Consider the following 25,030-nt stretch of genomic DNA (forward strand, 5'->3'; position numbering starts at 1 on the left):
GGAAATCTTCCCGTTATTTCTGCCGAAACTTCCCTCTGTACGGCGCGGGACGGCTAATTAACGGGAGAATTTCCAGTTATGACGCTCTAACTGCGCATAATGGTGGGATTTAACAGGAGGAATTCCTGTTATTCAATCATGGCGGCGAGCCTTCAGCCTCTAACGCCATGGCTTTCGGCCAAAAGCCATAAAAAAAGAAAGCACCGTCCAAACGAGGACAAATGCTTTCAATTATACTCTCGCAAACCGCCTACCGCGCTTCCACAGCCGACGTCGACGCAGCCGCAGCGGCGGATGCCGTTCTCGCCACCCGCACCGAAGCCAGCGCGTAAACGATCAGCGCCCCCCAGATCAGGGTAAAGGAGATGAACAGGGTCGGCGTGAAATTCTCTTTAAATACGAAAATACTTAAAATCAACGTAATGGAAGGACCGATGTATTGGATGAATCCGAGCATCGACAGAGGCAGCCGAACCGCCGCCTTGGCGAACCAGAGCAGCGGCATCGCAGTAGCCGCACCCGACAATAACAGCAGCACGAACGGGACAGGAGGCAGCGACCACGCGCCCTCATGGTGCGTCAGGTGCAGATAGATGATATACCCGACAGCGATCGGGAAGACCACGGCGGTTTCCCCGGCCAATCCGATCGTCGCTTCGTAGGACACCTTCTTCTTCACGAGGCTGTATACCCCGAATGAAGCCGCGAGCGATAGAGACACCCACGGGAACCGGCCGTAGTCGACCGTCGCGACCAGAACCCCGGCTGCCGCTAATGCAATCGCCACCCATTGGCCGGCGCTAGGCTTCTCACGCAGAAACAGGACCGCCAGCATCACGTTAAAAAGCGGTGTAATATAGTACCCCAGGCTCGTCTCAATCACATGGCCGTTATTGACGGCCCAGATGAAGATCAGCCAATTGGAAGAGATCAGGATGGAACTTGCCGCAACGACGGCCAATGTCTTACGGTTCGTGAACATCTGGCGAAGCTGCTCCATTTTACCGCGCCCGACCAGCATGAGAATCGCCATAAAGACGAAAGAACACGTGACCCGGTGCGCCAAAATTTCTCCAGCCAGCAGCGTCTCGAACGACTTCCAATAAATAGGCAGCAAGCCCCAAGCGGTGTACGCCAAAATAGCATACCAGAGCCCTTTTTTCATAGCAAAATCCTTCTTTCAATATCTAGTCGCACAACTCGACGCCAGGAACTCTATCATTTTGTCCGCAGGTCAATTAGGCATTTTCCTATTGTAATGCAGCACAAAGCTTTTGTAAAAGGAAAATAGATGACAAATCATAAAGCTGACAACGATTGAAGACCGTTGTCAGCCAGCTCTGTTTACTGTGACAAATGATTTATATTTCACTTTTTTTTCGAAAGAAATCTGTAAATTAAAAGAAAAATCAGGAGTGTAATTGAAAGATAAATAATTGAATTTGTTATAAATACAGACCATTCTACCCTCATTAAATTCCTCCCAATATGGCGAATAACGCAACATAAACTATACCATAATATTCCACATCGCAGTATTCTTCCGCTCAAAAAAATAAACCCCCGATCTACGAGAGTTCAAATCGATAGCGATATTTAATTTTAGCCTTTGACGGAGCCCGCGGCAATCCCTTCCACAATGCGGTTGCTCAGCAGCATGAAAGCCACCAAAATCGGCAAAATGCTAATCATAAGCGTAGCACCGATAGCGCCCCAATCCGTCGTGTATTGACCGACGAAATTTTGCACCCCGACCGTCAATGTTTTGTATTTCTCGGAGGAAATGAACGTGTTCACGAAAATGAACTCATTCCAATTGTAGATCATGTTGATGATCACAGCGGTCGACAGTACCGAAGCGGTCATCGGCAGCGTAATGCTGAAGAACATCCGGTTCACCGAACAGCCGTCCATGACGGCGGCCTCTTCCACTTCGCGCGGCAGGGTGTAATAGAAGCCCAGCATAATCATAATCGTAATCGGCAGATTGAACGAGATGTACGATAAGATAATGGACAAGGGATGGTTCGTCAGGTGCGTTTTCGTGAAAAAGCTAAACAACGGAATGAGCGTGGAATGAACCGGGATCATCAACCCCACCATAAACAGCCCAAGTACGAAGGATTGCAGCTTCCACTTCATCCGTGTCAACGCGAAGGTCACCAGGCTGGCTAGGAGCACCGTGACTGCGACGGATACGACCGTCATCCATACACTATTGAAGAAATAGCTGCTGATATGGCCCTGCGTCCACACTTTCTCATAGTTCTCCCAGCGCAAACGTTCCGGGAAAGCCATCGGCGCCAGATTGAAAATTTCTTCGTTATTTTTGAGCGAGAACAGCATCAGCCACAGCAGCGGAACAATCTGAATGACGGCCACCGCCGCTAACACGACATACAGCACGCCATACCCAATCTGTACCGGAAGCTTGCTGCGCACGGCCTGAGGCTGTGCCTGACGCTCGATTGCTTGTGTCTTCATCTGAGTATCAAGCTCCTTTCGTTACGAGTATTGGATGTTGTCCTTGGTTGCCGTCGCTCTGCGGATCAGCCACGTCATGACGAGACAGATAATCAGCAGGAAGAAGCCGATAGCGCTGGCATAGCCGAAATCATAGCCTTTGAACGCTTTGCGGTACATGTACGAGGCCATGACTTCGCTGGCTCCGTTCGGTCCGCCGCCTGTCATTACATAGATCAGGTCAAAATATTTCAATGAACCGACAACCGCCAGCACGACGGTTACTTTCATGACTTCGGCGATCAGCGGAACCCGAATCGATAGGGCGATGCGCCACGGGGAGGCGCCGTCGATGCGCGCTGATTCGATCAGCGAGGTCGGTACATTTTTTAAGGCTGCATAATAGATTAAAATATAGAACCCCGCATACTGCCATAGAATCGGTATGAAGATCGCATACAGGACGATCGACGGATTCGACAGCCATTCGGGAGCTTGTTCGACCCCCAGCGCCGTCAAAATATGGTTCAGCATCCCGTTCGTGGGGTGGAAAATTTTCAACCATAATTGGGCGATGGCTACAGATGATAGCAGCATCGGAATGAGATAGATTTTGCGGAACAGATTCGCCCCGCGAAGGTTCGCCGACAGCACCAGGGCCACCAGCAAGTATACGAGCAGGCTGAGCGCCGAGAAAATCGCTAGCATGAAAGAATGCTTCGCACTGCTCCAGAACAATTCGTCGCGCAGCAGCTCCATGTAATTTTGCAAGCCGATGAAGCTCATTTTGCCCACGCCGTCCCACTTCATTAATCCGTAATAGCCCGTCATGACGATCGGCATGTAGATCAGGGCCACAACCAGAAGCAGCGAGGGAATGACGTACAAAGCGATCATGGATTTATTGGACATGACTTTATTCATAGCTGACTTCCCCTTTCTTACCGGCAACCGATAAGGAAAAAGGACATACCGCCGCCGTATCGTGTCGGGATATGTCCTTCCCACTCGTTCTACTTGCCTTCTTTGGCCAATGCTTCCTCATGCTTCTTCGCGAATTCTTCCGGCGATGCCGCTTTGCCGAACAGCGCTTGAATCATGTTCAAGTGAACCTCGGCGGATGCCGGTTTCATTTGGACGTCGGCGAACAGCGTGATATTGCTCGCTTTATTCAGTTCATTCAAAAGATCGATATACATTTGCGGCAGCTTCACTTTGGACGTATCGACCTTAGTCGCCGGGATAACGCCCGCTTCGGAAATCGCATGCTCGCCCCACTTCTGCACGAAGAAGGAAACGAATTTCTTGGATTCTTCTTTTACCTTCGAGTTGTTCGCTACGAACAAGCCTACGCCCGGTCCGCCGACCCAGCTGTCCAGATTCCCTTTGCCGCCTTCGACCGTCGGGAATTTGAAGAAGCCGATTTGATCTTTGAACGCTTGCGGAACATCCTTGTTCGTCGTGTAGTTCGGCAGCTCCCATGTGCCCATCATGTACATCGCTGCTTTGCTGTTCATGAATTCCGCTTTGCCCTCATCGTTGGACAAGCCGTTGAAGCCTTTGTTGAAGGCGTTCATATCGACGAGCTGAGCCACTTCGGAAGCGGCGCGCACTAGGCCCGGATCGTTAAAGGAGCCGGAACGGTCGATCGCTTTCTTCAATGTTTCCGGTCCGCCGATGCGATCCGCCAAATACATGTACCATAGAGAGCCGGTCCAGCGGTCCTTGTTGCCGAGCGCGATCGGCGCTACGCCGTTAGAGCTGAGCGTTTTGACGACATTTTTGAATTCGTCATACGTTTTCGGCACCTGCAGGTTATATTTCGCAAAAATCGCTTTGTTATAGTACACCGGCACGATGTTGAGCTCTACCGGAAGCCCGTAGGTTTTGCCGCCAAAGGCATAAGCGTTCGTCGTTCCGTTCACGAATTTGTCCTTCAGATCGCCCTGCAGCAAATCGTCAAGCGGTGCGAACATGTCGCCTTTCACGTAAGGGTCCATGTACCCTGCCGCCCAAGTGAAGCCTACATCCGGCAGCGCGTTGGAAGTGGACAATACCTTCATTTTATTTTTATACTGCTCATTCTCGAGCACTTCTTGTTCGATGGTGACATTCGGATTAGCGGTTTGATACTCTTTAATGATATCGTTTACAATTTTGTTTTGCGTTGCGGAGTTTCCAGTCGGCCATAGGTGCATCATCTTGATCGTCACTTTCTTAGCCGGTTGTGCGCTCTCTCCGCTTGCCTTCGCCGTTGGTTGAGCCGGCTGTGCGGCGTTTTCCTTAGGAGCTGCGGAGCACCCGGATAAAACCAAACCGAGACTAAGCATCGTCGTCATCGTCCATGTAAGCGTTTTTCTTGACATGCGCTGTTCCCCCTTAAACTATATGTTTGCTTGCTACGAGTCTTATTGTAGCGCTTTCATCGAGACAGCAGGGAGTAACGGCTATCGGGAAATATACCACAATTTTTAGGTATCTAATCGACCTGCTCTTCCGTTCCGCCGGTCATCTTGCGGTATTGATTCGGCGAGAATCCTTCATAATCTTTGAACAGCTTGATGAAATATTTCGATGTCTGGTAGCCGACTCGTTCGGATATGTCTGCGATCGTCAGCCTCGTCTGCAGCAGCAGCTCTTTCGCCTTCTGGATACGGCTTCTCGTCACATATTCGCTAAAAGTAAAGCCCGTCTGTTCCTTGAAAAGCGCACTGAAATAGCTCGGGTTCAAATGAATATGCGCCGCCACCTCGCTCATCCCCAGAGGCTCCTGCAAATGCTCCTCCACATAAAGCACGGCTTGCTGCACCGGCGGACTGTAGTTATGGGAAACGCTCTTGGCCTGCATAAGCCGCGTATCTACCATTTTCTCCATCGTTTGTACACGCCCGCGCTCTTCCTCAATCTGCAGCGCCTGCTCGACGGCTTCCAGCAGCTTGCTTTTCTTAATCGGCTTCAGCAAATAGTTCACGACACCGAGTTGGATCGCCGTTTGGGCATATTGGAAATCGGGGTGCCCCGAAATAATAATGACGACTGGCTGCTTATGACCTGAAGCGCGCGTGCCCTCAACCACCTGCAAACCGGTCACTTCCGGCATGCGAATATCCGTGATGAGCAGATGCACAGGACGGCTGTTCAGCACCTCCAATGCTTCTGCGCCGCCGCTGCTGACAAGTATCTGATAACGCCCTACCGACCAAGCTTCCAACGTTTTGCGAATGCCTTCGCGGGTTAGCGGTTCATCGTCCACAATCAAAATCGTTTTACCTGATGGAATCATCGTTCTCCTCCTTATGCATCGGAATATCAAAGGAGACGCTTGTCCCCTGCCCCTGCACGCTATGGATATCAAGGCCTCTGCCGCCCTCGGGGAGGGCCGGGTAATATAATTGAATGCGGCGCTGCACATTGGATATGGCGACGCCCTTCCCTTTGCCGGACGTCGGGTCTCCGCGCTCCACCGCCCCTTTGACGGCTTGAAGCTTCGCCGCGCTCATCCCCGGACCGTCATCGCTGACGGTAATACGCAGCTCCGCCGCATTCACAGGCGAAGGTTCTACGCGGATGGAGACGAGACCCGGGTCTGTCTTTCCTTCCAAGCCGTGCAGGATCGCATTCTCCACCAGCGGTTGAATAAGCAGCTTCGGGATTTGCACATGATGGTAAGCTTCATCGGCCTGCATTTCCCAAACGAGACGGGAGCCGAATCTGAAGCTCATAATGCTCAAATACCGCTTGATGTGCTCGAGCTCCTCCCCCATCGTCACCCAGACGTCCGCATTCGGATTGTCGATGACATAGCGGAACAAATCCGACATCGCCACTACGAGGTCAGCCAGCTCTTCTTCGTCTTTGTCCTGCAAAGACCAGTACAACGCTTCCAGCGTATTATACAAAAAATGCGGATCAATCTGCGCCTGAAGCGCCCGCAGCTCCGTTCTGCTCTGAATGACTTCCTTCTCGTACACGAGCTTGATGAGTCCGTTGATATGGTCCACCATTTGATTATACGTCGTGTTCAAATCGTTCAGTTCGGCTGTGTACGTCGTCGTTCGGTTGGGCGTCAGCACGCCCTGCCGCGTATTCCTCATCGCTCGCATCAGTCTGAGAATCGGCCGGGTAATCATCATCGAGAGCAGGAATGACAGGATGATGAACAGCACGGAACCGATCGCCCCGGATACAATAATCGCCCAGCGCAGCACGGATATCCCGTCGGTAATATCGCTGACCGGATACAGGATCATGAGCGTCCAGCCGGTTTGCTCGGAGGGCTGCTTGACCAAGATGTACCGCTTCTGACCGATCGTCACGGTCTGAGACGATGTCTGCATGAGCTCGCTGATATTCTCAAGAACCTTTCCGTCGGAAACGATAGGCCTTGCCGCGGAGTCGGCCAGCAGCAGCAATTGCCGCTGTCCGGTGTCCTGCATTTGGTTCTGGAAATCAAAATAGCTGCCATTAATGCGCACCAGCAAATACCCGCCATTCGAAAACCAACGGTCAATTAAATTGACCCGGCGAATGGCCAGCACGGAACCGGGCTCCTTCGGATCGTTCCCGATCCAGATGAGCTTGCCTTTCTCCTTATCGGCCTGTTCGATCCAATTGGGCTCCACCCTGTCGGACAGCCTCTGTTCATCGAGCGGAAACAGCCGCACGAAGTCGGTCGTATATACTTCCACATTGCTGACGCCGCTGTAGGCTTGAATGTGGTTGGCGATTTTGGATAAGGCTTGGCGCTCGCTGAAGCTCACTTCGTTGCCCAGCACGCCGGAGAGCAGCAGCTGCTGCAGGTAGGTATCGTTGACTGCTTGCAGCGTCAGCGTGTCAATTTGTGTTATAAGCGCTTCCAACCGGCCGTTCGCCTGTGAGGCGATCTGTTTCATCTGTGTTTCCGCCTTCGTGTTCAGGAGGGTGGAAACCGAGTTGAACGTAATGATCCCGGCGCATATGAGCACGATGATCATGACGGATACGAAGCCGGCCAGCATCTGATTGCGCAGCGTGTTCCATTGAGCCACCTTCTGCCACACGGGGGATTCCTCTTTTCGCATCGTAGTTTGTGGAGGGATTCTTGCCAAATCATACTACAGAGGTGAGGCGTAAGTATATAGGGAGAGACTGGCGCGGGCGCGGGAGGCGCGGGAGGCGCGGGAGGCGGGCGCGGGGCGCGGGGCGCGGGCGCAGGTGGCGCGGGGCGGGGGATAACGGGAAAATCTCCCGTTATTTTCGGTAAAATCGCACCCTCTACCAACAATTGCTGGAATTTCTCCAGTTAATTTATCCGTTTTCGGCCTGCGTGCAGCAGGATCGTGCTAATTAACGGGAGTTATTCCTGTTATTAGTGATTCAACCTTCTACCAGGCCTCATTTAACGGGAGAATTTCCAGCTATTAGCGGCAGCTCTCTTTCAATGGACGTGAGCGCGAGGAGCTCAGTGGCCGCTGCACAGATCTAACGGACACAGCGGCCGTTATTCTCGCGAAAAGCGCCGCATTTCGCGGCTAACGGACACCAGAGTCCTTATTTGCCGGTTTCGGGGCGAAATCTGCCCCACAATCGGCATATAACAGCGCCTGTGTCCGTTACATTTGCCAAGCAGCCCTCTGCCCTCGAATAAGGGCTGCTCAGTCCGTTAGCGAGGCACTAGCTCTCGCTGACGCCTCTGGCGCAGGCAGCTCGCCAAGCGCTCGCTTCTTTCGCCGGCACCACATGCGCCAGGCAGCGCCCACGCAACAAAAAAGCAGGGCGCCTAAGCGCCCCACCTGCTTTGCTCTCCTGCCCGCTTGCCCGCCTGCCTGCCTGCCTGCTCGCCCACTTGCCCGCTCTCCTGCCCGCTTGCCGCTCGCACGCCTGCCCGCTTGCCCGCCTGCCTGCCCAGCCAGCTCCCGCCGCCTACTCCTCCCGATAGAAAAAATTCGGGAGCTTCACCTCATCATTATAATGATGATGAAAAATAGACGTCGTCGCCGGAGAAACCGGCGGGATCAGCCACGTCCAATCGCCCGTGACGTCGCGCCCCGCCTTCTCCTCGTTGTCCTCGAAGCGCTTGAACTGGCGCGCCGCGGTGTGATGATCGACGATGGCCACGCCCCGCGCCTGATACGAATGCAGCACGGCCACGTTCAGCTCGACCAGCGCCCGGTCCTTCCAGAGCGAGGCGTCGCGCCGGGTGTCGAGGCCCATCACCTCCGCAACGCGCGGCAGCATGTCGTACCGCATCTCGTCGGCGAAGTTGCGCGCCCCGATCTCCGTGCCCATGTACCAGCCGTTGAACGGGGCCGCCGTATACCGGATGCCGCCGATGTCCAGGTACATGTTCGAGACGATCGGCACGGCGTACCACTTCAGCCCCAATGCCGCGAATCCCGCCATATCGGGATGCGTAATGTCCACTTCCATGACGAGCCCGCTCGGCATGTCGAACCACTTCGGCGCACGGTCCCCGATCTGCAGCAGCAGCGGCAGCACGTCGAACGGCGTCCCCGCTCCCCGCCAGCCGAGAGCTTGGCAGCGCGCCGTCAGCTGCACGGACGCCGGGTCGCCCACGATGCCGTGCTCCGTCTCGTATCCCGCATAGCGGATGAGCTGCGCATTGTGAATGCGCGGCGCCCCGCCACGTTCGCGCTCGGGCGGGAAAATCGTAATGAGCGGGCGAATTTTCCCGTCATTCGTCGCCATGGCGATATGCCGGAACAGCGCCTCCGCCATCTCTTCCTCCGTTGTCACGTGCCGCGCATCCTGAACCGACAACGTCTCCCAGAACAACCGGCCAATACAGCGGTTGCTGTTGCGCCATGCCATTTTGGCCCCGTGCTCCAGCTCTTGGCGGGTATGTTCATAGTACCCCTGATGCACGATGGAACGAGTCACTTCGACGATACGTGCTTCCGTCTCATTCTCGCTGAGCCCGAGTTCGCTATAGCATTCTCTGATAAAAGGGACGGCCTTCTCTAACAGCTGGTCCTGAACTTTCATAGGTACGGCTCCAATCTCCAAAAAAACTCCATCTCTCAAACCCGTTTGATGGAAGTTCCTGCCCCTGATCCTGACTCAGCATCTGCGGCCGGACTTCCTCTCTATTTTACAATTGCGCGCTAAACTGCTCCGGCACATAGGCAATCTGAGAGACCGCAACAATCGTCAGCTCACCTTGTTCCTCGGAATAACGGACAGCGTCATCGCCGACATAAAACCATACTTTCCGAGTAGGCTGGTTCTCAAACGCCTGAAAGATGAAAACATTCAACTCATCCTTCCATTTCAGAAGCTCAGCAACCTGCTCCTTCTCCGCCTTCACCGTGAAAATCCATTGATCCCCCACCTGTTTCCACGTGTAATCTACCGGCTGCTTGGCTGTATCGATAAACGCCCGGCCGCCGACCGCATGTTTCACCAGAAATTGTTCCTTCATCCCCGCAGCCTCCTTATGGCAGATCGATTAACATGAAATGCGCGTCCTCAACAGCCCGCAGCGCAACCGTGGACTCGCCCTCCATACGGGCGCTGTCCATCTCCGCCAATTCGGCCTCATTGGCCGCCAGCTTGCCGCTGATCACCATCAGGAAGATGCGTCTGTTCTCTCCTTGGCGGAAGACAAGCTCCTTGCCCGCTTCCAGCTTGCTTAGATAGATGCTCATGTCCTGATGAATCTTCGCTTGATGCTCGCCGCCTTCCGGCGTAACGACCGGCAGCAGCGCGTTATGCATCGCTTCGGGCACATACGTCACATTCTCAAAAGATGGCTCCGTCCCCCGCTTCGCCGGCATAAACCAGAGCTGAAACAAGCTCAGCGGCTCCGTTTCTGAAGCGTTGTACTCGGCGTGAATGACGCCGCTGCCTGCAGACATGCGCTGAACGCCGTTCGCCGCCGTCACCGCGACATGCCCTAAGCTGTCCTCATGTTTAATCGCCCCGCTAAGAACGACGCTGACAATTTCCATATCGCTGTGCGGATGAGGCCCAAAGCCGCGTCCCGCTGCGATTTCGTCATAGTTGCACACGCGCATCACGCCGAAGCCCGTATTATTCTCATCAAAATAATCACCGAATGAAAAGCTTTTGTAACCTTTGAGCCAGCCCAAATCCGAGCTATGCCGCGTATGTGCAGGATATACTTGTATCACAGCTATCGCCTCCTTCATATCTACTCTTAGCTTATCATATTCGGATCATAGACATCCATGGCGGAACGGTGGCGGATTAATTGCGGGGAAAAAAGCCAAGAGCCGTCCCCAGGTCATCTCTGACCTTCCGGGACAGCCCTTGGCGCATTAGTCGGCGAGCACGGAACCGATGAAATCCGGCGTGCCGTCCGGGTGCCATTTCAGCACGCGGACAAAGGTATGGCGATTCGGATCATAGAGCGGATCGCCTTCAATGTCTTTGTAATTTCTCGCATGGAAAACGAGGATATCTTGCGTACCGTCCTCCGATACCGTGAAGCTGTTATGTCCGGGTCCGAACATCCCGATGCTCTCATCCGTCGTCAGCACAGGCTCACTCGTCTTCGACCACGATTGAGGGTCAAGGAGGTCGGCGTCCTCATCTGCGGTTAACAGCCCCATACAGTAATTGAAGTCTGTCGCGCTTGCCGAGAAGGAGATGAAGATGCGTCCGTTCCGTTTCAGCACCGCCGCGCCTTCATTCACCTTGAAGCCGATGATTTCCCAATCATATTCCGGCGTCGTAATCATCACCTGCTTACCCTGCAAGGTCCACGGGCTGCTCATTTCGGAAATATAGAGATTCGAATTGCCCGGAATGCCAGGATCCTTCTGGGCCCAGACCAGGTAGCGGATACCGCGGTGCTCGAAGGAGGTCGCATCCAGTGCGAAGCTTTCCCACTCCGTGCGCAGCTGCCCTTTCTCCACCCACTCCCCTTCCAACGGGTTCTCGGAACCATTCTCCAGAACGAACATTCGGTGGTCGAAAAGCCCCTCATTCGTCTCCGTCGTTCGGGCCGCAGCAAAATAAATATACCATTTGCCTGCCACAAAATGGATCTCCGGCGCCCATATATTGGCGCTCAGCGGTCCTTCGTTATATTTTCGCCAAGCAACCACTGGCTGCGCCTCGCTTAAGCCTTCGATCGTCGCCGAACGACGCACTTCGATGCGATCGTACTCCGGTACCGATGCAGTGAAATAATAGCAGCCGTCCGTATGCTTATATATCCATGGATCGGCTCGCTGCTCCAGAAGCGGTTTGATTGCGTTGGTTTCCAAGTTTCTCATCTCGTTAGTCTCCTTTAATGCTGTCCATGTATTTGCCCCAAATATGAATACCCTTCTCGTTCATGCCTGTAAAGACGAGCGTAGGCCGATCATTTTCCCAGTCCCACGCTGGTGTGACCAACACTCGTTCGGTTGACGGCCCTTCCTTGCCGACGCCTGCTTCCCACTGCAAGGTCAGCTCGTTCGGCTCCCGGAACGTCCACTTGCCGGCGCCATGCGCAGACTCCAGCTTCCCGCCACGCAGCAGGCGGATCGGCTCAGAGCGTTCCGTCCCTGTCCACGCCATCGGGATGGGCAATCTTTCCCACTGCCCTGTCAGCATCTTCGCGTTCAAAGGCTGAGCCTTCTCTCCCGCGTAGCGTTCTGGCGAAGCAACCGGCCAACCGTCGCGCGTCCACAGCAGCTCGCGGATGTGGAGATAGGACCAATTCTTATCTTTCTCGCCACGGGCATGATGGACTAGAAAGGTCCGGTCGCCATCCTTCAGCACCGAGTTATGACCCGGCGCGATCCAGCCTTCCTTGCCGCTGAATCCGTAGCTGCCGATAAGCTTATTGCCGATAAACGCCTGTGGCTGGTACGATGCATCCGTCAGCTTATGTCCATTGAAATCCATGTAAGGGCCCGTAATTGAAGTAGATCTCCCTACCCTCACACTGTAATCCGAGGATAAAGAATCGTAGGAAACGAACAAGTAGTACATCTGCTGCTGCGGCTGATAAATGATATAGGGCGCCTCAACGGCTCCGGCCACAGTCCCGCTGTCTCTGCGGGCAAGCAGGACGGGCTGTTCCCCTTCCTTCACTTTGCCCGTGCGCTCATCGAGCCTGACGATGTAAAGGCCGCCGAAGAACGAGCCGTACGCAAGCCAAGGCTTGCCTTCTGCGTCAAACACCGGATTCGGATCGATGGCATTGGCTTCATCCCCTTTGGCCGTCTTCACGACGGCTCCTTGATCGGTCCATGGACCGGTAATCGAAGCGGATGTTGCCAGGCCGATCATGGACTGATTGCTGCCGAAGGTTGAAGCCGCATAATACAAGTAGTAGGTCTTCCCCATCTTAAACACATCGGGCGCCCACAAATTCGTTGCCCGGCTCCACGCTGCGGCTTCCTTCGGAATCCCGTCCAGCGCATAGCCTCCGAAGTCCCAAGCGATCAGATCTTTGGATCGCCTGACCATAATGCCCGGCCTTAGCGGATCTTTATTCGCGCCAACCTTAAAGTCTGTAGAGAACACATAATACGTATCGCCCTCTTTGTAAATAGAAGGATCGTGCGTATTCATCGTATGCCAACCTGACTCGGTATTAACGTTTGCGGTATCATACATCGGATACTGGATCGGTCTTTCCGGAAATTGCACAAGAGCGGAAGCGGTACTTTTAAAATAAGCAGCCCCCGCTATTGCCGCTGCAGTTATGGCGAGCGCGCAGCCCGCCGTCCACAGCAGCAGCTTTCTTCTTCCCCGTAAGAAAGCCATTACCCCTTCACACCGCCAACCGTGAGGCCCGATACGAAGAACCGTTGGAAGAAAATGAACACGATTAGAATCGGCACGATCGCCAGCACGGAACCCGCGATAAGAATATCGTAGTTATTGCCGTAAGGCGTAACCAGACTGGACAGTCCGATCGGCAGCGTCAGCTTTTCCCCGGTTTTGAGTACGATCAACGGCCAGACGAAGCTGTTCCAGCTCGCAAGCGCCTGCAGGATCGCCATCGCCCCGAAAGCCGGAGCCATCAAGGGCATCATGATTTTGAAAAAGATGCCATACTCCGAACAGCCGTCAATCCTCCCTGCATCGAGGAAATCTTTGGGTAAACCGGCCGCATATTGCCGGAAAAAGAAGATCGGCAGCGGCGCCACGACGAAAGGCAGGATGACGCCGCCATACGTATCAATGAGATGAAAGCTGATCATCTGCTTGTACAGGGGCAGCATAATGATTTCCACCGGAACCATCATGACCAGAAGCACTAGAAGGAAGATGATGTTCCTCCCGATAAACCGGTACATCGCAAGCCCGTAGCCCACCATCGAGGACAGGAGCAAGCAGCATACCGTATAGACGACCGAGATGAGAACGCTATTTTTATACCAAATCAGATACTTCTTCGCCGCAGCGGAGAACAGGAACGAATAGTTATGGAAAGACAGCAGCTCCGGCTGCAGCCTCACATTCAGCCCGTAACGCAGCATCTCCTTGGATGGCTTCAGCGAAGCCAGCGTGAGGCTGTAAAAGGGAAACAGCGCCAGCAGGGCCAGCACCCCGAACAGCAGGAACAGCAAAGAGGATTGCAGGAACTTATGTCGCTCGATTTGCATGTCCTAGTCCTCCTTCCGGAACAAACCGAAAAATTTCAGCTGAATCACATTCAATACCATGGTGAGCCCTAACAGCGTGATCCCGATGGCGGACCCGAATCCCAGATTGTTGCGCTCGATGCCCTCCCGATAAAGCAGACCAATCATCGTCAAGCCGATGTCATTCGGCGACCGGTTGCCGTTCCATAGAATGAAGCTTTCCGTAAACATGGAATAACCGCCATAAATGGAAATCGTAATGACATAGATGGCGACCGGCTTCAATAAGGGCAGCGTAATGCGCCAGAAGCGGTCCCATTTGTTCGCGCCGTCGATCTCTGCCGACTCGTACAATTCATGCGGGATGCTCTGCAGAGCAGACAGGAAATAGATGATGTTAACGCCGGTGAAGCGCCAAGTGGCCAGAACGATCAGCACGAACATGCCCGTCGCCGAATTGGCCAGCCAATTGATGCTCGGCAAACCGAGCAAATGGCGGAACCCGTTCATGACCGATTCATCGAGACTGCCGAAAACTAACCGGAATATAGTCCCTGCCACAACAACCGAGGTAAGGGAAGGAATGAACAAAGCGGAACGGAAAAACGCGCTCGCCTTGGTAAGCTTCGCATTCAGAAATACAGCCAGCACAAGCGGCAGCGGGATTAACACCAGCAGCGTCCAGAACGTATAACGGCTGCTGTTCCATAGCGCAGTGAAGAACGACTCACTCCATAAATTTTGGTAGTTCTTTAATCCGATAAAATGAGTTTGGCCCGGGAGCACCTCTTGAAAGCTCATCACAATTGTCGTAATAACCGGATAGGCAAAAAAGATAAGAAATGAAAGCACGAATGGCAGTACAAACACATATGGAGCTAAACGGGAGGAATACAGAAATTTATTCATATCGTTTATCGCTACTCCTCTCTAGAAGCGCTGCCAGCCTTGCCGAAGGAAGGGTCCCAGGCAAAGCCGGCAACGATGTTCGGATTACTTAATATTTTTCACAGCATCGTCGAGCACTTGTTTCGGATCTTTCAAATCATTAAGCGCTTGGAAGATCGCTTTCGTCTTGAGGTAATCGGAGACCGCCGGCGTTTTCTCTTTAATATTGGTAGGCGCAATCTCGCTCTTCACGGAAATCAGAACATCCCATAAATTTTTACCGAAATAAGCCGTAAATTTATTGTCCGCTTTCAGCGCCGGATCGTTCCAAACGTCCGAACGAATCGGATCGAAGCCGAGCTGTGACCAGATCTGGATGTTGCCCTCTTTGGATAATTTGGCGTAGGACAGGAATTTCTTCGCGACATCTTGATTTTTGGACTGCTTCGTAATCACCGTTCCCGTACCGCCCATACCGGAGGAGCGCATTTCGCCTTGCTTGAAGACCGGCATCGGTTTAATGATGATCTTGCCTTTGAGGTCAGGCATATAGTCGGTGAAACGGCCCATATACCACATCGGCATCCAAACGGAAGCAGCGCCGCCTTTATTCATGAAGCCATAGTATTCTTCCGCATGGTGGAAGCCGCCAGGAGCCACGACAGCGACTTTCTCTTTCACGAGCTTCTGCATGTAAGACAGCACTTCGTTGTTCGCTTGGTCGTTCAGCTTCACGTTGCCGCTCTTATCCAGGAAGTCCGAGCCATGCTGGACAACGAGCGGCCAATAGCTCCATTGATCCGTCGTTTCGAGCGTCGTCATCGGCTTGCCGGTTTTCTCCAGCACCTGCTTACCGGCTTTCTCATAATCATCCCACGTTTTGATGTTATCCGCATTGACGCCTGCTTTATCGAGGATTTCCTTGTTGTAGTAAATTACTTGGGCTCCGACGTGGTAATCGATTCCGTAATATTTGCCGTCTTTGGCATAGTTATCGAGTCGGGACATTACGAGGTTGGCTTTCTCCGGCTCGACGATATCGTTCAATTCGACCAGTTGGACGTCGCCTTTTAAGAAATTGCCGATTTTACTGATTTCGATGTCCGCCATATCGGGTGCACCCGTTCCGGATTGCAGCGCGACCAGCAGCTTGTTGTGGTTATCGTCATAAGGGAACGTCGTTGCTTCCAATTGAATCGTCTGCTCCGGATGCGCCTTGTTCCATGATTCCGCCATACTTTCAAAAAACTTCTGATGCAGCTCGTTAAACGTCCAGAAGCTCAGCTTCACCGCACCTAATTTGGATGCGCTGTCATTGGACGAGGTGCTTGGACTGGATGTGCAAGCGGATAATAAAAGCATGGATGCCAGAACGGCGGCAGATGTAACTTGCAGCTTTCTTTTCATACGATGGATCCCCCTTGATTGGATTTGGATTGATGATGGTTTGATGATGGGACTGAAGTGCGCCCGTTTAAAATGAACGAAGGTCGCATGTGATGATGGAGTTATTGATGGTACAAATGGGATGACATTTCTTGAGGCTGTGAGGCTGTTTCAGTGCTGGTTGAACCTTAGATTATCGTGTAAGCGCTTTACATAACGAATTATAGTACATAAAAACCTATAATCATATAACCAATTCAGTATAAAATTATGTTTATTATATTTAACATATTCCCAATTCGACATTTACTGAGTACAATAAGGGTATAAAACGAGAAATCGGGTGGTGCGCGAATGAACAAAATTCCGCTCTATAAACAAATCTATCTATCCATTAAAGATAAAATTTTGACCGGAGAGCTTCGTCCCAAAGACCGCGTTCCTTCCGAACAGGAATTCATGGACGAATTCATGGTCAGCAAAATTACCGTGAAGAACGCCTTGGCTGCACTTGTAGACGAAGGACTGGTTACACGCATACAAGGCAAGGGAACGTTCGTAGCTTCCAATCCCACATCCCAGATACCGGATGCCAAAAGCCGTTATGTCGGAGCTGCCGGGCCAGTCGCCAACGGGAACTCCCCTGCGTCGCACGATTATATCGGGCTGGTTATTCCGACCATGAAAACAAAAGTCATTCAGCGGCTTGTGGATTATGTCGAATTATATGTGAAGGAAGCCGGTTACCAGCTGATCCTGCATATTACCAGGGAATCTTCGCTGGAGGAATCTCATTCCGTCCAACAATTGACGAATACGCAGGGAGTCCGGGGCATCATTGTTTTCCCTACGGAAGATGAGAGCTACAACGAATCGCTGCTTCGCCTGTCCCTGGATAAATACCCTTTCGTGTTCATTGACCGTTATCTGCGCAATATCGATACCTATCGGATTACCTCCGATAATTGCGGCGGCGCCTATGAGACCGTCAGCAAGCTGCTGCAGCAAGGGCACCGGCAAATCGCGCTCATCTCGCCGGATAATACGAATACGACCATCGAGGACCGGACGCAGGGCTTTGAGAAAGCTTATATCGACAGCAACATTCTTATTGATAAAAGCTTATGGTGCCACGTCCCGATCGACATCCTGAGAACCGGCGACACTTCGGCTTATGTCGTCAGCTTTCTGCAGCAGCATCCGAACATTACGGCTGTTTTTGCATTGACCGCCGAGATGGCGAGAATCACGCACCATGCGCTGCATGTGGAGGACGAGCTCAACCCGCACACCGTGCTGGTCTCCTTCGATGACCCGGAAATTCCGGGCATCTCGCACGTACTGCAGGATGAGCAGCAGATGGCGCTGTCCGCCGTTTCCATGCTGCTGGAGCAGTGCAACGGCAAGTACACGCCGCAGCGCGTTGAAGTGCCGGTGCAGTGGGTGGAGGTTTAAGCTCTAGAGCTTGCTCTCCGCTGCAGCCAGGGACCGCAGCCTGGTAAGAACGAATCCCGCCTCAACACAAAGAGCCGCGGCAGGTCATTCGACTTGTCACGGCTCTTCGTGTTGAGGCGGGGGCCTAGCAGCTCACCCCTGATTCTGTATGAAAAATCATATAGAATCTCCATCGGAGCGCCAAATCCATGAATTGTATATGAAAAATCATATACATTCTCCACAAAAGCGCCCGGAGATCGCATCGCTCCTTCACCAGAGCATCAAAATTCATATACATTTCCACATTTGGCTCTTTCCCCGTGGCGCCGATTCACTCACTCCTCCAGCTGCATCCACTCCGCATACAGCTGCTCCAACCCCGCGTGCGCCGCTTCGCGCTCCGTCCACAGCCGGCTCAGCTCGCCATCCGGCTGCTCCATCTCCAGCGCGTCCAGCGCGCGGTCCAGCTCGCCAACCCGCGCCTCCGCCTCCGCGATCGCCTGCTCCAGCTTCTCCCGCGCGAACGCAGCCGTGCTGCGCGACTTCCCGCGCGGGGCCGCTTCCGCACGCGGCTCCGCCTTGGCGGCGGCCTTCGGCAGTGCCGCCGCCTCCCGCGCCTCGCGCAGCTGCGCACGCTTCGCCTTGTAATCGTCGAAGCTGCCCAGATAGACGGTGATGCGCCCCTGATCCAGCTCCCAGATTTTCCGGGACAGCCGGTTCATGAAGTACCGGTCATGCGTGACCGCCAGCACCGTGCCCGGAAACTCCTCGAGCGCTTCCTCCAGCGCCTCTCTTGAGGCGATGTCCATATGATTCGTCGGCTCATCCAGAATGAGCAGGTTCGGCTTCCGGAGCACAAGCAGCGCCAGCCTTAGCCGCGTCCATTCCCCGCCGGAGAGCGAGCTGACCGGCTTGAACACGTCCGCGCCATAGAACAAGTACGCAGCTAACCTGCCCCGCGCTTCCCCTTCCTCCATCGCCGCTTCTTCGCAAAAGTATGCCAGAACCGTCATCTTCCCGTCCTCCGGATACTCCTGCTGCGCCAAGTATCCGATGTCCACGCGCGCGCCGATCTCCAGCTTGCCCTGATCCGGGCCCACTTCGCCAAGCAGCATCTGGAGCAGCGTCGTTTTCCCGGAACCGTTGTGTCCGACGAGCATCACCTTCTCACCGTATTCCAGCAGCCCGCTCGCCTGCTGCAGCAGCACTTTGTTCCCATAGCGCTTGCTCACGTTCTCGAAAGCAATGACCCGCTTCCCGGAACGGTCATCCACCTTCAAGGCGAACTCCGCCGCTTTGGGATCGAGCACCGGACGCTTCAGCTTCTCCATCCGGTCCAGCGCTTTCTGCATGGACGCCGCCCGGCGGAAGAACTTTTCGTTGCCGCCGATGCGCCCCCACTCCATCAGCTGCTTGATCGTCTCCTTCATCTTCCGGATCACTTTCTGCTGCTCCTGATAATCGGCGAATTGCTGCAGCAGCCGCGCCTCCTTCTCCTTCACATAGCCACTATACGAAGTCAAGTAGACCGCAGATTCCCCGTCTTCCAGCTCCACGATTTTCTCTACGACACGGTCCAAAAAGTAGCGGTCATGCGACACAATGAAGCAGGCGCCGTCATAATGAGTCAAATACTCTTCCAGCCACTCCACACCGGCCAGATCGAGATGGTTCGTCGGCTCGTCAAGCAGCAGCAGATCCGGCTTGCCGATCAGCTGGGAGGCCAATGCGATCCTCGTCTTCTCGCCGCCCGACAGCGAAGCGAAGCTCCGCCCGTACGTCTCCCGGGCAATCCGGAGCCCGTTCGCCACCTGATCGATCCGCGCATCGAGCTCATAGCCGCCTTCCCGCTCGAAGCGCTCCTGCAGCTGCGCATACCGCCCCAGCAGCTGCTCCAGCTGCCCGCCGGCTGCGGGATCCGCCATGCGCTGCTCCAGCTCCGTCATCGCGGCACGGCAAGCGAGCAGCTCCGCGAAGCTCGAAGCCAGCACATCGTACACGGTGCCGCCTTCCCATTCCGCTGGTATTTGCGCCAAATAGCCGATCCGCGTATCCTTGCGCACCGTCAGCTGCCCTTCGTCCGGCTTCTCCATTCTGGCGATGAGCCTCAGCAGCGTCGATTTGCCGCTTCCGTTGCGCCCGACCAGCCCGATGCGCTCCCCCTGATGAATTTCGAAAGTAACATCCGCCAGCACCAGTTGGGCGCCATGGTATTTCTTCATATTTTGACCGTTTATAATTAACATCGTTAAGGATCCTCCTTAGTTGTGAGAGACCCTCCTGAACGCAGCAAAAAAGGCCGCAGGAAAATGCCTACGGCCTTCGCGGATTCATCCGTCTGAGGTTAAGGTAGGTGTCTTCTCGTGAGTTGTGGTACCGTATGAGTGAAAATGGACAGACTTCTCCCGTCGACGGCAAAAGCATGAACGATGCCAGCCATCGCGATGGGTAACTGGCTCACACGGTTGTTCACGAACTCTCGATTCATCCTACCTTCACCTCCTTTCGTCATATGTAGTAAATAGTACCATAACCATTGGTTAATTCGCAAGATGAGGACCACCCAAGTTATTCTTCAGGCATACGTAAGAAAAAACGTTAGAGAAAATGCTTCCTGCCGGCTGCCTGTCCTTTAGGGTATGACGAAGACCGACAATTTCTTCTAGTCATAGCTAAGAACACTTCCAGCAGGGTTATTGAGATTTGAAACGGAAATACAGGCCCTTATTGGGGCCAACTCAGCGATTTTCAGCCTCTAAGCGGAAATACAGTGTCTTATTTGCCCCAGAAAGCTGACATCTTCGACCATCACCGCGCAATAGCGCATCTCATTTCCACTTCCCCGGTCAAACAACTGTTTGGAGGCTTAATAACGCACCCTATTTCCGCCCCATTCTATTTTAAGTAATGGGTAACCTTTCGGTCGCCGCAAACCAGCGGCTGCGGCTCCCACAGCCCTACATCTCAAAAAAACCGGGCTACTGCTCGCTGCGCATTTTGTCCATGACTTCCAAATGCAGAACCTGGAGAAATTTCTTAATATTGATCTTGCTTTTCTCCGTCTTCAAATTCTCATCGATTTCTTTCATCTTCGTGCGGACTTCCTGAAATTCGAAATACAGCGGCGCATAATGCTCGAACTTCGGATTGCTGTAATCCGTGAGCCCGATGCTGGCCAGATGGGTCAGCGCCGCCATGACCGCACGGCGAATCCGCTGCTCGGCGGCTTTCCCTTCCTTCTCCGCTTCGGCTTCCTTCAGCTTATGGCTGCGGGCCGCCGTCTCATACAGCTCCTTGAGCGGAGGAAGGCTGTCGCCCCGGTGATGCCGGACGAGATGCTCGACGATGTCGGTCAAGTCGCGGCTGCCGCTCTCCCCCACAATCCCCATATCCATCAGGATCGGCTGCATAATCTCGCGGACACTCCGCTTCTTGCGGGCGGCTTCCGGGGCTGCGCCAAGCAGGCTCAGCTTCGTTAACGATTGCTGAATCTCCTGCAGGGAACGGCTGATTTTCCACTGCTCGTTCACCTTGGAGAGCACCGCTTCCACTTCAATTTTGTTGATCGGCTTTTGAATATAATATTCAACGCCGGCTTGGTAAGCTTTGCCGATCATTTCCTTATTTTCTATCTGCGATATCATGACATATTTCCCTTGAAACCCCTGCTCCTTGAGCCGGATGATCGTTTCAATGCCATCCTGATCCGGCATCAACAGGTCGATGACGACGACATCGGGCGACGTTTCGAGCAGCACGCGCTCCCCCTCGATCCCGCTCCCCGCCGTTCCGACGACTTCGCCCAATCCGCCTTTTTCGATAATTTTGTGCAGCATCAGCCTGCTTACCGCATCATCGTCTACAATTCCGAATGACAGCATGATCTCTACGCTCCTTTTTTCAACGTATCGGTCAATAAGGTAATGACGAATGTCGTCTGAGCATCCGGCTCGTCTGAGCGCAAATGAATGTCGCCGCCCAAGGAATGCACAATATCCCGTACATGGGACAGCCCGATTCCGGTCGCGGCAAAGCCCTCCTGATTAAACTTGGTCGTATAGCCCGGTGCGAAAATCATCTCCCGCTCCAGCTCCGCAATACCCATCCCGGTATCCGATACGGTCAATATCGTTTCGGCCCCTTGCTCGCGTACACTGACATGAATCCGCCCATGTTCCTCGATCGCTTCCACAGCGTTGGAGAGCAAATTATTTAACACCGTTAACAAAGGGAGATAGTGATCCGAATCATAATCCGTTCGCAAGTCGGTCGTGAACTGAATGTGCTTGCCCAGCATACTGCTGTATCCGAGATTGGACTTGATTGCGAAATCCACAATCTCCGCCAGCCTCATGTCCGAGGCGAATTCCCGGTCGAACAGCTTGAGCAGGCCGGCAAGGATGCGCTGGGAATCTTTCTTCACTTCATGAATTTGCTGGGTAATCTCCAGTATCGTACGCGCGTAGCTTTTCAACCCCGAGCCGTTCACTTTTTCATATAAATTGTGGCTCTTGGCCGTTAATCCTTCGATCGTCTCCATGGACTTGCGCAGATAAAAGACTTCGCCGTACAGCCCGCTGTTCGTATTCAGCATCTGCTCCATACGCTTCTGCTGCTCGTTGTGAAGGACGCGCATCTGATGAATCGTCACACTGCTGTAGATGCCCACTACGAAGTAGCTTCTAACGAGCGCGATCACCGAGATATAGACCAGCTGCTCCGAAAATTTGTACGGCGTATCGAAGATAAAGCTGCGCGCCAGCAGCTCGATCTCATTTGACATGAGGTCAATAAGGGAAAGGAACAATCCAAGGACAAGGGGATGTGACTTCCCCAATCTCGGTTTCACCAGGCTCATTCCGGCAGCGAAAGCCATATAATACAGCATCGCAGGCAGATGAACCTGTATGCACCAACCGAGCGAAACCGTTCCGTGCATCGTAACGCCGTCCTCCAGGGAACGGAACAGGAGAACGGTCACCCCCGTGATGAGGCCCGTATACATGTAAGGCAAATGTTTGAGCAATAGCAGGCATAGAAGGAATGCGCTGCTGCCCAGGCCGATGCGAAACACTTCTCCGCTGAAAGGCGTGATTTTGAACTCTCCGGCAATCGCCGTCACGATCGCGATGAGAATCATTTGTAAGCCTTCGTTCTGTAAGCGTCTCAGCCGCTCACCCCCTACAGTAAATCCCATATCTGCTTTCCGATCAGGAGTATACAAACGGTCAAAAATAGCGGCCGAACATAGGCCGTCCCTTTGCGGATCGCCATACGCGATCCCAGGTAGGAGCCGCAGATCATGGCAATGCCCATGGGAATCCCGATTCCGTAATGAATCGAACCGAGGGCCATGAAAGTTGCCAGGCTGGCGATGTTGCTGCCGAAATTCAACACTTTGGCGTTGCCGGCCGCTTTCACGAAGTCAAAGCCCAGCATCAGAAATACAAATATAAGAAAGGAGCCTGTACCCGGTCCGAAAAAACCGTCGTAAAAGCCTAAACCGAAGGCTGCGCCCCCCATAAGCAGAGCGGTCTTGGTCGTGTAGCTGCGGAACGTGGAGCTCTCGCCCCAGCTCTTCCTGAAAATCGTATAGATCGTAATCAAGATCAGCATCACGACAACCAAAGGCCTCAAGAAGTCCGAAGGAACTTGCCGCAGCACCAGCGTTCCGCTAACAGCTCCCAATAAAGATAAAAGAAATAAGCCTTTCACCGCTTTGATATCGATGTGGCCCGAGCGCATGAAGGAAATGGTGCTCGTCAGCGACGACATGGTGCCGGCCAGCTTGTTCGTTCCCAGCGCGACTGCCGGAGGCAAGCCCGTTGCCAGCAGAACGGGCAGCGCGATCAGCCCGCCTCCCCCTACGACCGAATCGACGTAGGCTGCCAGGAATCCGCCCATAATGACGAACAGCAGCATTTCCCAACTTAAGTGTATCATGATGTCAATAACTCCTCTTCCTGCTCATAATTCGCCTAGACCATCTTCGCTTCCATCCTGCGCGCTGCGAGCGAAAGTGCGTAATTAACTGCAAAATACAGCACAGCCACTGCAAACAAGATCGGCAGCGTATAGCTATAGCTTTGTCCAATTACTATTTTCGCATGATGCATCAGTTCAGGCAAGGAAATAACGATGGCAAGCGATGTGTCCTTGAGCAGGGAAATGAATTGGCTCACAAGCGGCGGAACCATGCGCCGCAGTCCCTGCGGCATCACAATATGCTGCAGCGTTTGGAGGTAGCTGAGGCCGGAAGAACGCGCCGCCTCGATCTGCCCTTTGTCGATGGAGTTAAGCCCGCTTCGCACGACCTCCGCGATCATCGCGCCCTCGAACAGCGTCAGCGCGAGGATCGTCGCATTCATCGGTCCTAGCTTGATGCCGACGTCCGGCAGCGCGAACCGGGCGAAGAAGATGATGAGCAGCAGAGGCAAGTTGCGGATCAGCTCTACGATTACGCCCAGTACAGGCGAAATGACCGGCATCTTCGTGTACCGGATCGTCCCGACCACACAGCCGACGATAAAGCTCAGAATGATTGAAATCAGAGCGACTTTCAGCGTCATATAAAAGCCTTCAAGAATAAATCTCACATTATCCGGTGAGAAAGCATGTATGATATCCATTCGTTCCCGTTCACCCCCTGGCCAGCCTGCGCTCCAGACGCAGAGCGCCGTAACTTAGCGGCAGCGTTAAAATCAAATACAGCAATGCGACGAAAATGTACGTATCGAAAGTCGCATAGGTTTCACTGGCAACCTGATCGCCGAAGTACATCAGATCGAAGCCGGCGAAGACACCCAGCACCGACGAATTTTTAACGAGGTTAATAAATTGATTGCTCAGCGGCGGAATGACGATCTTGATCGCCTGCGGCAGCACGACATGGCGCATCGTTTGCGCGTAGGTCAAGCCGGAAGATCTCGCCGCCTCCGTTTGGCCGATCGGCACCGACATGATGCCGGCGCGAATCGCTTCGGCGATGAACGACGCCGTATACACCGTCAGTCCTAAAGTACCGCAAACGAAGCCGCTAAGCGTAATGCCCAGGGACGGCAAGCCGTAGAAAAACACGAAAACGACTAACAGAAGCGGAATGTTCCGAATGAACTCCACGTAAGCCGTCCCGAACCACTGCAAGGGCTTCACGGCGGAGATGCGGCAAATCGCGATGATCGTGCCCAGCACGAAGCTGCCGATCAAGGCGATGACACTGGCCCAGATTGTATTGACGAAGCCTTTCATGTAAATATCGATGTAATCCGTGAAAATGGAGATATCGGGCATCGGCTTATGTTCCCTCC

The 25,030-nt window shown here is 53.5% G+C and carries 22 protein-coding genes; 1 reads left to right on the top strand and 21 read right to left on the bottom strand.

All coding sequences use genetic code 11. The annotated features are described in order from the left end of the window. Positions 1 to 250: 250 nt before the first annotated feature. The 14 genes from rarD to J2X61_RS13850 all read right to left on the bottom strand — a co-directional run bounded on the left by rarD (position 251) and on the right by J2X61_RS13850 (position 16,307). Complete coding sequence (rarD, locus tag J2X61_RS13785) at positions 251 to 1,165, bottom strand: EamA family transporter RarD (RefSeq protein WP_310188370.1); 915 nt, start codon at positions 1,163 to 1,165, stop codon at positions 251 to 253. A 437-nt stretch (positions 1,166 to 1,602) separates the two neighbouring features. After that, positions 1,603 to 2,484, bottom strand: coding sequence for a carbohydrate ABC transporter permease (locus J2X61_RS13790; protein WP_310188372.1), 882 nt, complete (start codon positions 2,482 to 2,484; stop codon positions 1,603 to 1,605). Between the two features lie 21 nt (positions 2,485 to 2,505). Then, entirely contained in the window at positions 2,506 to 3,387 is an 882-nt protein-coding gene (locus tag J2X61_RS13795; RefSeq protein WP_310188374.1) for a carbohydrate ABC transporter permease, read from the bottom strand. A gap of 89 nt (positions 3,388 to 3,476) precedes the next feature. Continuing rightward, positions 3,477 to 4,829, bottom strand: a complete 1,353-nt coding sequence (locus tag J2X61_RS13800; RefSeq protein WP_274467159.1) for an extracellular solute-binding protein — start codon at positions 4,827 to 4,829, stop codon at positions 3,477 to 3,479. 113 nt (positions 4,830 to 4,942) lie between these two features. Further along, positions 4,943 to 5,746 carry a response regulator gene (locus J2X61_RS13805; RefSeq protein ID WP_310188377.1) on the bottom strand — a complete coding sequence of 268 codons (804 nt, stop codon included), beginning with the start codon at positions 5,744 to 5,746 and terminating at the stop codon, positions 4,943 to 4,945. Next, positions 5,730 to 7,502 (bottom strand): sensor histidine kinase, encoded by a 1,773-nt coding sequence (locus J2X61_RS13810; protein WP_310188378.1) that lies wholly within the window; start codon positions 7,500 to 7,502, stop codon positions 5,730 to 5,732. Before J2X61_RS13810 ends, J2X61_RS13805 begins: the two co-directional genes overlap by 17 nt. An 862-nt stretch (positions 7,503 to 8,364) precedes the next feature. Further along, positions 8,365 to 9,447: a nitric oxide synthase oxygenase gene (locus J2X61_RS13815; protein WP_310188380.1), complete on the bottom strand. Its 1,083-nt coding sequence runs from the start codon at positions 9,445 to 9,447 to the stop codon at positions 8,365 to 8,367. A gap of 106 nt (positions 9,448 to 9,553) precedes the next feature. Next, positions 9,554 to 9,883: a hypothetical protein gene (locus tag J2X61_RS13820; RefSeq protein WP_274467163.1), complete on the bottom strand. Its 330-nt coding sequence runs from the start codon at positions 9,881 to 9,883 to the stop codon at positions 9,554 to 9,556. 13 nt (positions 9,884 to 9,896) lie between these two features. Next, a complete protein-coding gene (locus J2X61_RS13825) occupies positions 9,897 to 10,595 on the bottom strand; it encodes a pirin family protein (protein ID WP_310188381.1) in 699 nt (232 codons plus the stop codon). A 147-nt stretch (positions 10,596 to 10,742) separates the two neighbouring features. Next, complete coding sequence (locus J2X61_RS13830) at positions 10,743 to 11,705, bottom strand: glycoside hydrolase family 43 protein (protein ID WP_310188382.1); 963 nt, start codon at positions 11,703 to 11,705, stop codon at positions 10,743 to 10,745. 4 nt (positions 11,706 to 11,709) lie between these two features. Continuing rightward, positions 11,710 to 13,188: an arabinan endo-1,5-alpha-L-arabinosidase gene (locus J2X61_RS13835; protein WP_310188383.1), complete on the bottom strand. Its 1,479-nt coding sequence runs from the start codon at positions 13,186 to 13,188 to the stop codon at positions 11,710 to 11,712. After that, on the bottom strand, positions 13,188 to 14,033 hold the full coding sequence (locus J2X61_RS13840; protein WP_274467167.1) for a carbohydrate ABC transporter permease: 846 nt from the start codon (positions 14,031 to 14,033) through the stop codon (positions 13,188 to 13,190). The genes J2X61_RS13835 and J2X61_RS13840 overlap by 1 nt, the downstream gene beginning before the upstream one ends. A gap of 3 nt (positions 14,034 to 14,036) precedes the next feature. Next, positions 14,037 to 14,921 (bottom strand): carbohydrate ABC transporter permease, encoded by an 885-nt coding sequence (locus J2X61_RS13845; RefSeq protein WP_274467168.1) that lies wholly within the window; start codon positions 14,919 to 14,921, stop codon positions 14,037 to 14,039. An 84-nt stretch (positions 14,922 to 15,005) separates the two neighbouring features. Next, positions 15,006 to 16,307 (bottom strand): ABC transporter substrate-binding protein, encoded by a 1,302-nt coding sequence (locus J2X61_RS13850; RefSeq protein ID WP_310188384.1) that lies wholly within the window; start codon positions 16,305 to 16,307, stop codon positions 15,006 to 15,008. Positions 16,308 to 16,640: 333 nt separating this feature from the next. Here J2X61_RS13850 and J2X61_RS13855 point away from each other — a divergent pair, with 333 nt between their 5' ends. Then, entirely contained in the window at positions 16,641 to 17,741 is a 1,101-nt protein-coding gene (locus J2X61_RS13855; RefSeq protein ID WP_274467171.1) for a GntR family transcriptional regulator, read from the top strand. 317 nt (positions 17,742 to 18,058) lie between these two features. On the opposite strand, the gene abc-f is transcribed toward J2X61_RS13855, so the two are convergent. The 7 genes from abc-f to J2X61_RS13890 all read right to left on the bottom strand — a co-directional run bounded on the left by abc-f (position 18,059) and on the right by J2X61_RS13890 (position 25,013). Then, positions 18,059 to 19,969: a ribosomal protection-like ABC-F family protein gene (abc-f, locus tag J2X61_RS13860; RefSeq protein WP_310188385.1), complete on the bottom strand. Its 1,911-nt coding sequence runs from the start codon at positions 19,967 to 19,969 to the stop codon at positions 18,059 to 18,061. A gap of 98 nt (positions 19,970 to 20,067) precedes the next feature. Then, the gene (locus J2X61_RS13865; RefSeq protein ID WP_379239639.1) at positions 20,068 to 20,235 is read right to left on the bottom strand and encodes an RAxF-45 family protein; all 168 of its coding nucleotides are present in this window, start codon (positions 20,233 to 20,235) and stop codon (positions 20,068 to 20,070) included. Between the two features lie 466 nt (positions 20,236 to 20,701). Beyond that, positions 20,702 to 21,604: a response regulator gene (locus tag J2X61_RS13870; RefSeq protein WP_274467173.1), complete on the bottom strand. Its 903-nt coding sequence runs from the start codon at positions 21,602 to 21,604 to the stop codon at positions 20,702 to 20,704. 5 nt (positions 21,605 to 21,609) lie between these two features. Further along, positions 21,610 to 22,863 carry a sensor histidine kinase gene (locus tag J2X61_RS13875; RefSeq protein WP_310188387.1) on the bottom strand — a complete coding sequence of 418 codons (1,254 nt, stop codon included), beginning with the start codon at positions 22,861 to 22,863 and terminating at the stop codon, positions 21,610 to 21,612. 41 nt (positions 22,864 to 22,904) lie between these two features. Continuing rightward, positions 22,905 to 23,666 carry a TSUP family transporter gene (locus J2X61_RS13880; protein ID WP_274467175.1) on the bottom strand — a complete coding sequence of 254 codons (762 nt, stop codon included), beginning with the start codon at positions 23,664 to 23,666 and terminating at the stop codon, positions 22,905 to 22,907. 35 nt (positions 23,667 to 23,701) lie between these two features. Next, positions 23,702 to 24,352, bottom strand: a complete 651-nt coding sequence (locus J2X61_RS13885; protein ID WP_274467176.1) for an amino acid ABC transporter permease — start codon at positions 24,350 to 24,352, stop codon at positions 23,702 to 23,704. Between the two features lie 10 nt (positions 24,353 to 24,362). Then, positions 24,363 to 25,013, bottom strand: coding sequence for an amino acid ABC transporter permease (locus J2X61_RS13890; RefSeq protein ID WP_274467177.1), 651 nt, complete (start codon positions 25,011 to 25,013; stop codon positions 24,363 to 24,365). Positions 25,014 to 25,030: the final 17 nt, after the last annotated feature.

Source organism: Bacillus sp. 3255 (assembly GCF_031456485.1).
In the GTDB taxonomy this organism is placed as follows: Bacteria; Bacillota; Bacilli; order Paenibacillales; family NBRC-103111; genus Paenibacillus_E.